Genomic DNA, 10,243 nt, shown 5'->3' with positions numbered 1-10,243 from the left:
TTCCGAGAGCGGGGCGCGGACGGCTACGACGAATCGCTGGGACGCGATTCGCCGGTTCGCCTGTGCTCATCTCCGCGGCGGTCCCCGCCCGCCGCGGCGCGGTCGGCTTCGCGACGGGATGCGTTTCCGAGAGCGGGGTACGGACGGCTACGACGAATCGCTCGGACGCGATTCGCCGGTTCGCCTGTGCTCATCTCCGCGGCGGTCCCCGCCCGCCGCGGCGCGGACGGCTTCGCGACGGGATGCGTTTCCGAGAGCGGGGTACGGACGGCTACGACGAATCGCTGGGACGCGATCCGCCGGTTCGCCTCGCTTGTGGGCGGCGGTGCGGCGATCCCCGCCCGCCGCGGCGCAGTCGGCTTCGCGACGGGGTGCGTTTCCGAGAGCGGGGTACGGACGGCTACGACGAATCGCTGGGACGCGATTCGCCGGTTCACCCGGGCGGTGGCGCGGCGATCCCCGCCCGCCGCGGCGCGGTCGGCTTCGCGACGGGATGCGTTTCCGAGAGCGGGGTGCGGACGGCTACGACGAATCGCTGGGACGCGATTCGCCGGTTCACCTCGACGAGGGGCGGCGGTCCCCGCCCGCCGCGGCGCGGTCGACCTAACGACGGAGCATGTCGTTCCGGGCGGGTCACTGCCCTGCGGACGAATCGGCCCGGTACCAGGCAGGGCAGAGCCTGAGCCGAGACAGGTGCTCAGCCGCCATCGTGGCTGAGCAGCGCTCCTGGCTGACGTTCTGCGGCGATCCGTCCCGTCTAATTCCCCGCGGACTCCCGGACGGTGGGAAGGGACGCGGTGCCTCCGGGGTGGCGTGTCGGTGGCGCTGAATAGACTGCTGCGGTGACCAAGAAGCTCCTCCGCATCGCCTCCGTCAACGTCAACGGGGTCCGCGCCGCGTTCCGCAAGGGCATGGGCGACTGGCTCGCCGCGCGCGACGTCGACATCCTCGCCCTGCAGGAGGTGCGCGCCTCCACCGACGACCTCACCGGGCTCCTCGGCGACGACTGGGACGTGCTGCACGACGAGGCGACCGCGAAGGGCCGCGCCGGAGTGGCGCTCGCCTCCCGCAACCGCGCCGCGATCCACCGGGTCGCCCTGGGCGCCGACGACTTCGACTCGGCGGGGCGCTGGCTCGAGGCCGACTACGAGGTCGGCGACCGCACGGTCACCGTCGTCTCGACCTACGTGCACTCCGGCGGCGTCGGCACCCCGAAGCAGGACGAGAAGGTGAAGTTCCTCGACGCGATGACCGAGCGGCTCCCCCAGCTGCAGGCGCACAACCCGCTCGCCGTCGTGATGGGCGACCTCAACGTCGGCCACCGCACCCTCGACATCAAGAACTGGAAGGGCAACGTCAAGAAGGCCGGCTTCCTCCCCGAGGAGCGCGCCTACTTCGACCGCTTCCTCGGCGCCGAGGGCGAGGAGGGCTACAACGCCGGTGCCGGGCTCGGCTGGATCGACCTCGGCCGCCGCTTCGCCGGCGAGGTCCCCGGCCCCTACACCTGGTGGTCGCAGCGCGGTCAGGCCTTCGACACCGACACCGGCTGGCGCATCGACTACCAGCTCGCCACCCCCGAGCTCGCCGCGCTCGCACGCAGCTACGAGATCGACCGCGCCGACAGCTGGGACACCCGCTGGTCCGACCACGCCCCCGTCGTCGTCGACTACGAACTCTGACCCTCCACCACTCCCCCGCGCGATCAGCGCCACCGCACCGCAACTGAGGCCTCACCATGACCCCCACCGCTCCGGGCTCGAAGCCCGTCATCTTCTCGGGCATGCAGCCCTCCTCGGGATCGCTGCACCTCGGCAACTACATCGGCGCGCTCACGCAGTGGGTCGCCATGCAGGAGGACTTCGACGCGTACTTCTGCGTCGTCGACCTCCACGCGATCACCGTGCCGCAGGATCCGGCCGAGCTGCGCGAGCGCACGCGCGCGACCGCTGCGCAGTACATCGCGGCCGGCATCGACCCCGAGCGCTCGACCCTGTTCATCCAGTCGCACGTGCCGGCGCACGCCGAGCTCGCGTGGATCCTGAACACGGTGACCGGCTTCGGCGAGGCGAGCCGCATGACGCAGTTCAAGGACAAGTCGGCGAAGCAGGGCACCGAGGCCGCCTCGGTCGGCCTCTTCACCTACCCGATCCTCATGGCGGCCGACATCCTGCTCTACCAGACCGACGCCGTGCCCGTCGGCGAGGACCAGCGCCAGCACCTCGAGCTCACCCGCGACCTCGCGGGGCGCTTCAACGCGCGCTTCGGCGAGACGTTCGCGATCCCGGAGCCGCACATCGCCCGCGAGACGGCGAAGATCTACGACCTGCAGAACCCCGGCGCGAAGATGTCGAAGTCGGCGGAGTCGGACGCGGGCCTGCTGAGCGTGCTCGACGAACCGAAGGCGACCGCGAAGAAGATCATGCGCGCCGTCACCGACACGGAGTCGGAGGTGCGGTTCGACCGCGCCGCCAAGCCCGGCATCTCGAATCTGCTCACCATCTACTCCGTCCTGGCCGACCGGACGGTCGAGTCGCTGGAGCAGGAGTACGCGGGTCGCGGCTACGGCGACTTGAAGAAGGGTCTCGTCGAGGTCGTCGCCGCGACGTTCGACCCGATCCGTGCCCGCACGGCCGAGCTGCTGGCCGACCCGGCCGAGCTCGACCGCGTGCTGTCCCGAGCGGCCGACCGCGCCTCCGAGACGGCGGAGAAGACGCTCGCGACCGTCTACGACCGCATCGGCTTCCTCCGCCGCACCCGCTGAGCCGTGCTGCGGCTCGCGCTCTTCGACCTCGACGACACGCTCTTCCAGCACGCCCGGGCGGTGCGGGAGGGGATCGTCGCGCACGCGACGGCGCTCGGCGACGCGTACTCCGGCGAGGCGGGTGAGATCCAGCGCCGCTGGTACGAGCTCGAGGAGGAGCATTACCACCGCTACCTGGCGGGCGAGCTCGACTACGAGGGGCAGCGGCGCGCCCGTGCGACGGCCTTCGCGGCCGACGCAGGCATCGAGCTGTCGCCGGAGGAGGCGAGCGAGTGGTTCGCCGCCTACCTCGAGCAGTACGTGGCCGCGTGGACGCTGCACGACGACGCTCTGCCCGCACTCGACCGGCTCGACGCGGCGGGCGTCCGGATCGGAGTGATCACGAACGGCGACCTCGAGTTCCAGACGCGCAAGATGGACGCGATCGCGCTGTCGGAGCGCGTCGAGCACCTCATCGCGTCGGGCGAGGTCGGAGTGACCAAGCCGGATGCGCGGATCTTCCAGGTCGCCTGCGAGCGGTTCGGAGTGGCTCCGTCGGACGCCGTGTACGTCGGCGATCGCCTGGGCACCGACGCGATCGGTGCCGCCCGGGCGGGCCTCCGCGGCATCTGGCTCGACCGGGTGGGCGGACCGGAGCACGGCCGCGAGCTGCCGGAGGACGCCGTCGACCTGGGCGTGCACCGCATCGGATCCCTCGACGAGCTGCCGGGGCTGCTCGGGATCTGAGCCGGGCGGCCCGGGAGGGCGACATCCGTGAGGCGGGTGGGTCTCGATACGCCGCTGTGCGGCTACTCGACCAGCAAGGTGGAGGAGCGCGTCAGGGAACGACGAAGCGCCCCGCCGCGACCCGAAGGCCGCGCCGAGGCGCTTCACCGATCCGAAGACCGGCGTTCTCGATCACCGCACTGCACGAGGCGAACCGGCGGAACGCGTGCGAGCGTTCCGACGTAGCCGGACGCAAGACGCTCTTCACATCGCGACCGCGCGCGAGAGCCGACTGCGCCACGGCGGGCGGGGACCGCCGTGGAATCGATTACGACACGTCCTCGTCGACCCAGTCGAAGGTCTTCGTGACGGCCTTCTTCCAGAGGCGGTACTGGCGTGCGGCCTCGTCCTGGTCCATCGAGGGGGTCCAGCGCGAGTCCTCCTGCCAGTTCTGGCGCAGGTCGTCGAGGTTCTCCCAGAAACCGACCGCGAGGCCCGCGGCGTAGGCGGCTCCGAGCGCGGTGGTCTCGGCGACGACCGGGCGGACGACCGGGACGCCGAGGATGTCGGCCTGGAACTGCATGAGCAGGTTGTTGGCGATCATGCCGCCGTCGACCTTGAGCTCCTGCAGCGGCACACCGGAGTCGGCGTTGACGGCGTCCAGCACCTCGCGGGTCTGGAACGCGGTCGCCTCGAGCGCGGCGCGGGCGATGTGGCCCTTGTTCACGTAGCGGGTGAGTCCGACGAGCGCACCGCGGGCGTCCGATCGCCAGTACGGCGCGAAGAGTCCCGAGAACGCCGGCACGAAGTACGCGCCGCCGTTGTCCTCGACGGTCGCGGCGAGAGCCTCGACCTCGGGCGCCGAGCCGATGAGGCCCAAGTTGTCGCGCAGCCACTGGATGAGCGAGCCCGAGACCGCGATCGAGCCCTCGAGCGCGTAGTGCACCTCGCCGTCGCCGAGCTTGTAGCCGATGGTGGTGAGGAGGCCGTTCTTGGAGTGGACGATCTCGGTGCCGGTGTTGAAGATCAGGAAGTTGCCGGTGCCGTAGGTGTTCTTCGCCTCGCCCGGATCGAACGCCGCCTGGCCGAAGGTCGCGGCCTGCTGGTCGCCCAGGATTCCCGCGATGGGCACCTCGCGCAGCAGCGACGAGGACTCGACGTGGCCGTAGACCTCGGAGGAGGAGCAGACCTCGGGGAGCATCGACTTCGGGACGCCGAACGCCTCGAGGATGTCGTCGCGCCATTCGAGGGTCTCGAGGTCGAGGAACAGCGTGCGCGACGCGTTGGTGACGTCGGTCTTGTGCACGCCGCCGTCGATGCCGCCGGTCAGGTTCCAGAGGACCCAGGTGTCGGTCGTACCGAAGATCAGGTCGCCGGCCTCGGCCTTCTCGCGCGCACCCTCGACGTTCTCGAGGATCCAGACGATCTTCGTGCCCGAGAAGTAGGTGGCGAGCGGGAGGCCGACGATCGACTTGAAGCGGTCCGCACCCTCGTCGCCCGCGAGGCGGTCGACGATCGACTGCGTGCGGGTGTCCTGCCACACGATCGCGTTGTAGACCGGCTTGCCGGTGGTCTTGTCCCAGACGACCGCGGTCTCGCGCTGGTTGGTGATGCCGACCGAGGCGATGTCGTGGCGGGTGAGGTCGGCGCGCGAGAGCGCCTGGCCGATGACCTCGCGGACGTTGTTCCAGATCTCGATCGGGTCGTGCTCGACCCAGCCCGCGCGGGGGAAGATCTGCTCGTGCTCCTTCTGGCCGGTGGAGACGATCGAGCCCTTCTTGTCGAAGATGATCGCGCGGGACGACGTCGTCCCCTGGTCGATCGCGATGACGTAGTCAGCCATGTGCAAGTACTCCTTCGTAACGAGTGGTCAACGGGGCGCGGAGCGCGTCAGAGGATGGGGAGGAGGACCAGCGAGGACCAGCCGGCGAGCAGTCCGCCGACGATCGGGCCGGCGATCGGCACCCAGGAGTAGGACCAGTCGCTCGAGCCCTTGCCCTTGATCGGCAGCAGCGCGTGGGCGATGCGGGGTCCGAGGTCGCGGGCCGGGTTGATGGCGTAGCCGGTCGGGCCGCCGAGGGAGGCGCCGATCGCGATCACCAGGATCGCGACGGGGAGCGCACCGAGCGCGGCGAGGCCGCCGTCGCCCTGGCGTCCGCCGCCGAAGCCGATGACGACGAAGACGAGCACGAAGGTGCCGATGACCTCGGTGACGAAGTTCCAGCCGTAGGAGCGGATCGCCGGGCCGGTCGAGAAGACGCCGAGCTTGTTGGCCGGATCGGGCTCCTCGTCGAAGTGCTGCTTGTACGCGAGCCAGCAGAAGACGGCGCCGAGGATCGCGCCGAGCAGCTGCGCCGCGATGTACGTCAGGATCGACACGATGTTGACCGGGACGCCGGAGCCGAACTCGTCAGCGCCGCTCGCGACGAGGCCGAGAGTGACCGCGGGGTTGAGGTGCGCACCCGAGTTGTACGAGACGATCACGCCGGAGAAGACCGCGAAGCCCCATCCGATGTTCACCATCAGGAACCCGCCGTTGAAACCCTTGTTCTTCACCAGCGCGACGTTGGCGACGACGCCGCAGCCCAGGAGGACGAGCAACGCCGTCCCCACCAGCTCCGCTAGGAACACCACTCCGAGATTGTCCACGATGACCTTTTCCTCCGATTCGAGCGGACGCGCAGGCGTCCGGCGCGGGCATCGATGCCCGACAGGTGTGAAGTTATCCGCGCCCCGACACCCCGACAAGGAGCGACGCGTGCACGTTCGTGCGTATCAGCGACGAACGTCCCGGCTCGAGGGGTTCCTCGACCGGGACGTCCGTCGTTCTGCGCCTGTCCTCGCGATCAGCTCGCGGGGACGGCCGTCGGCGCCTGCACGGAGGTGCCTCCGACATCGACGCCGTTGTACTTCTTCAGGTGCGAGATGGTCGCGTCGACCTCCTCGGCGCGCTTCACGTCGTCCCAGCCCAGGACGGCTCCGGTGTGCTCGGCCAGCTCCTCGAGGAGCTCACGGCTGAGACCGCCGGTGAAGGCGTGGTTGGTGCGGCGCATGACCAGGTCGATCAGGTGCACGACGCTCTCGCGCTGCGCCAGGTAGCGGATCTCACCGGTGGTGAAGTCCTTGTCGAAGTCGAGCGCCTCGTCGTGGCCGTCGGCCAGGGCCTCGATGACCTCCTTCGCCCGGGTGCCGTAGCGCTCGAGCAGCTGGCCGGTGCGGGCCGAGGAGAGTCCGGAACGGTGCTGGCTGATCCACTGCGCGCGGGACGCATCGGTGCGGGGGAAGCCCTTGCCGCCTCCGATGGCCGTCTTCACGGTCGAGACGCGGCGCGTCACTCCGATCCTCGTGAAGACCTCGTTCGCGAGGTGCTCGGAGAGGGCGCGGAACGTCGTCCACTTGCCGCCGACGAGGCTGAGGACCGGAGTCTTCCCGCCGGGCAGCGTCGAGGGCTCGATGCGGTAGTCACGGGAGACGAAGCCGGGGGCCTCGTCGTCGTGACGGGGCAGCGGGCGGATGCCGGAGAACTTGAACACGATCTGCTCGCGGGTCACCGGGATGGAGGGGAACACGTGGTTCACGAGGTCGAAGAAGTAGTCGATCTCCTCCTCCGTGCACACCGACGGCTCGTTGGGGTCGGCCTCGATGTCGGTGGTGCCGACCATCACGCGGCCCTTGAGCGGGTAGATGAGGACGATGCGGCCGTCGCTGTGCTCGAAGAACATCTCGCGGCCCTCGCAGGCCTCGACCAGCTCGGGGTTGTCGAGCACGATGTGCGAGCCCTTGGTGCCGCCCATGAACTTCGTGGTGGTGCCCAGCGCGGTGTTGGTGAAGTCGGTCCAGGGGCCGGAGACGTTGACGACGACGTCGGCCTGGAAGGCGAACTCCTCGCCGCTCTCGCGGTCGCGCAGCAGCACGCCGCCCTCGGAGGTGCCGACGGCCTCGACGTAGTTCGCCGCCCGAGCCTTCGCGCCGCCGACGAGTCCGTCGCGGAGCACGTCGAGCGCCAGGCGCTCCGGCTCGTGCACGGAGGCGTCGAAGTAGGTGGCGGTGTACTTGATCTTCGGGTCGAGCTTCGGCAGCTCGTTCAGCGAGCGCTTGCGCCCGTGGAACTGGTGTCGCGGGACGACGCCTCCGTCACGCGAGAAGAAGTCGTACAGCGTGAGGCCGACCTTGATCAGCAGCGCGCCGCGCTCCTGCGGCTTGCCCGACTTGTGCGTCAGGAAGCGCAGCGGGGCCGCGAGGATGCCGGAGAAGGTGGAGTAGATCGGGATGGTGGTCTGCAGCGGCTTCACGTAATGCGGCGCGATCTTCAGCAGGCCGTTGCGCTCGTGCACGCCCTCATTGACGAGCCGGAACTCGCCGTTCTCGAGGTAGCGGATGCCGCCGTGGATCATGTGGCTCGAGGCGCTGGAGGCACCCGAGACGTAGTCGCCGCGCTCGACGAGCGCGACGTCGACCCCGTTGAGCGCGAGCTCGCGGAAGGTTCCGATGCCGTTGATGCCACCGCCGATCACGAGGACGGTCGCTCGGGGGGTGTCCCGCAGGGCGGCGACGCTCTCGCGGATCGCGGGGGTTCCGGGAGTTCCGACAGACTGTGCCACTTCGTACTCGCCTTCGTGTCGTGTGTGATTCGTCCAGTGGTTCTTCGACCAGCCTCCGCATCAGTCTCGGCACCCGAGGTGGACGATTGATTTCGCGAAGGAATACAGCCATCCTTGACCCGGGAACACATCCGGTCAATACGGGTGGAAATACGTGCAAGGAGCATCAGTGACCCCTGTCCGACCGGTCGTCGAACTCGACGAGACGACGCACGCGACCCACCCCGACAAGACGCGCGACGCGCTCCGCGCCGCCCAGCTCTACTACATGCAGGACCTGACGATGGACGCCATCGCGCACGAGCTGCACACGTCGCGCTCGTCGGTGTCCCGGCTGCTCTCGCACGCCCGGGCGACGGGTCTGGTCGACATCCAGATCCGCTCCCCGCTCGACCGCGCGAGTGCTCTCTCGGCGGAGGTGCGCGCGCACTTCGACATCACCGCGCACATCGTGCCGGTGCCGGACCACACGAGCGAGATCGACCGGCTCGAGCGGGTCGCCCTGTCCGCGGCGCGGATCCTCGGCCAGTTCATCGACTCCAACATGATCGTCGGCATCGCCTGGGGCTCGACGATGAGCGCGATCAGCCGCCACCTCATCGCCAAGGAGACCCACAACACCCAGATCGTGCAGTTGAACGGCGCGGGCAACACCGAGACGACAGGCATCAACTACTCCAGCGAGATCCTCCGCCGCTTCGGGGACGCGTACGCGGCGAAGGTGCAGCAGTTCCCGGTGCAGGCGTTCTTCGACGACCCGCTGACCAAGCAGGCGGTCTGGCGAGAGCGGTCGACCAAGCGGGTGCTCGAGCTGCAGCAGCGGATGGACGTGGCGCTCTTCGGCCTCGGCTCGCCGTTCGCGGCGGTGCCGTCGAAGGTCTACATCGGCGGCTACCTCGAGCCGGACGACTTCACGTCTCTGAGCGCGTCGGGCGTCGTGGGAGACGTGGCGACGGTGTTCTACCGCGCCGACGGGACGTGGGACGACATCCCCATGAACGAACGTGCAAGCGGCCCGGACCTCTCCACGGTGCGCCGCGCGGCGCGCCGGATCTGCGTGGTGTCAGGGGCGTCGAAGCTCCCGGGTCTGCGCGGGGCGCTGGCGGCCGGGCTGATCACCGACCTGATCCTCGACGAGGGCACGGCGCGCGCCCTGATCGCGGACTGACGCCCGCCGGGGACCCCCGCGAGAGGCCACTTGCGTCCACTCCTGTCGGCGCGTCGCGTACCGGAGTGGCATCTCGCGTCGAGCTTCAGCGGGTGAGAGCTCGGCGGACCCGCTCAACGGTCGCGGCAGGGTTCTCGAGGACTCCTGGGGCCCGAACCCGGAGATGGCGGTACCCGAGCGCCTCGATCGCCTCGCTGCGCGCGATGTCGCGCTCGTACTGACGCTTGTCCGTCCGGTGATGGTCGCCGTCGTACTCGACGACGACCCAGTGGTCCCGATACAGCAGGTCGACCCTCGCGACGAAGTTCCCCTGGGCGTCGAAGAGCTCGACGTTCAGCTCCGGTTCCGGGAATCCGGCGCGGACGAGGAGCAACCGGAGCAGGGTCTCCATCGGCGACTCCGACCCCTCCCGCACCCAGCCGATCGCCTCCCTCGCGCGCCGACCACCGCGACCGCGGTGAGTGGCGACACGAGCGGCGAGAAGAGCGAGATCCACGCGCAGTCCGCGCCGCCTGCCCTCCTCGTCCGGTCGGATGAGGGCGTCGCCGAGAACGACGAGATCATCGACGGATCGGGAGGCGCTGAGGTGGCAGAAGGTCGAGGCCGGATCGGCGACCGGGTACCCGGCATCGACGATCGACACCGCCTCGTCCCACAGATGATGCGAGATCACGCCCGCGCGCCGCACCGCCCGCATCGGCGGCGCCACCGACACGTGCAGTGGAGTCGTCTCCGTCGGCGTCCGACCGGGCAGACCGAGCAGGTGCGCGGCCGTGTCGTGCGAGAAGAACTCTCCCGGACGCATGACCGTCGAGAAGGCCGCGATCCGCTCTCCGTAGGTCAGCGGCTCGACTGCCGCGCGGGCTCCGCGGAACACGACGGCGGGATACTCGGCGGCGAGGCGCCGCCTCGAGACACCATCCCGCGAGGCGATGACACGGTCCGGCTCGTCGTTCATTTCGACAGGGTGCCTGCCCGTGTGATCGTCCCGCTCCCGTTGTCCACAGG

The 10,243-nt window shown here is 69.6% G+C and carries 8 protein-coding genes; 4 read left to right on the top strand and 4 right to left on the bottom strand.

What is annotated here, in order from left to right:
- Positions 1-842: 842 nt before the first annotated feature.
- Genes ASF46_RS05320 through ASF46_RS05310 form a run of 3 tightly spaced genes read left to right on the top strand, consistent with a single transcriptional unit; the run spans position 843 to position 3,487 of the window.
- The gene (locus tag ASF46_RS05320) at positions 843-1,679 is read left to right on the top strand and encodes an exodeoxyribonuclease III (protein WP_056866676.1); all 837 of its coding nucleotides are present in this window, start codon (positions 843-845) and stop codon (positions 1,677-1,679) included.
- Positions 1,680-1,735: 56 nt separating this feature from the next.
- On the top strand, positions 1,736-2,761 hold the full coding sequence (trpS, locus tag ASF46_RS05315; protein WP_082485263.1) for a tryptophan--tRNA ligase: 1,026 nt from the start codon (positions 1,736-1,738) through the stop codon (positions 2,759-2,761).
- Between the two features lie 3 nt (positions 2,762-2,764).
- Positions 2,765-3,487, top strand: coding sequence for an HAD family hydrolase (locus ASF46_RS05310; RefSeq protein WP_056866675.1), 723 nt, complete (start codon positions 2,765-2,767; stop codon positions 3,485-3,487).
- A 307-nt stretch (positions 3,488-3,794) separates the two neighbouring features.
- On the opposite strand, the gene glpK is transcribed toward ASF46_RS05310, so the two are convergent.
- The 3 genes from glpK to ASF46_RS05295 all read right to left on the bottom strand — a co-directional run bounded on the left by glpK (position 3,795) and on the right by ASF46_RS05295 (position 8,067).
- Positions 3,795-5,309 carry a glycerol kinase GlpK gene (gene glpK, locus ASF46_RS05305; RefSeq protein ID WP_055787968.1) on the bottom strand — a complete coding sequence of 505 codons (1,515 nt, stop codon included), beginning with the start codon at positions 5,307-5,309 and terminating at the stop codon, positions 3,795-3,797.
- Positions 5,310-5,356: 47 nt separating this feature from the next.
- Positions 5,357-6,115 (bottom strand): MIP/aquaporin family protein, encoded by a 759-nt coding sequence (locus ASF46_RS05300; RefSeq protein ID WP_082485262.1) that lies wholly within the window; start codon positions 6,113-6,115, stop codon positions 5,357-5,359.
- Between the two features lie 197 nt (positions 6,116-6,312).
- The gene (locus ASF46_RS05295) at positions 6,313-8,067 is read right to left on the bottom strand and encodes a glycerol-3-phosphate dehydrogenase/oxidase (RefSeq protein ID WP_056866674.1); all 1,755 of its coding nucleotides are present in this window, start codon (positions 8,065-8,067) and stop codon (positions 6,313-6,315) included.
- A 268-nt stretch (positions 8,068-8,335) separates the two neighbouring features.
- Here ASF46_RS05295 and ASF46_RS05290 point away from each other — a divergent pair, with 268 nt between their 5' ends.
- On the top strand, positions 8,336-9,235 hold the full coding sequence (locus tag ASF46_RS05290; protein ID WP_077223710.1) for a sugar-binding transcriptional regulator: 900 nt from the start codon (positions 8,336-8,338) through the stop codon (positions 9,233-9,235).
- A gap of 85 nt (positions 9,236-9,320) precedes the next feature.
- Here the strand turns inward: ASF46_RS05290 and ASF46_RS05285 are convergent, their stop codons facing one another.
- Positions 9,321-10,193 (bottom strand): endonuclease domain-containing protein, encoded by an 873-nt coding sequence (locus tag ASF46_RS05285; protein WP_082485261.1) that lies wholly within the window; start codon positions 10,191-10,193, stop codon positions 9,321-9,323.
- Between the last annotated feature and the right edge of the window lie 50 nt (positions 10,194-10,243).

The organism is Rathayibacter sp. Leaf296, from assembly GCF_001423045.1.
Lineage (GTDB): Bacteria > Actinomycetota > Actinomycetes > Actinomycetales > Microbacteriaceae > Rathayibacter > Rathayibacter caricis.
The sequence above is the reverse complement of the archived record's forward strand: the minus strand, read 5'-3'. Positions and strand labels throughout refer to the sequence as shown.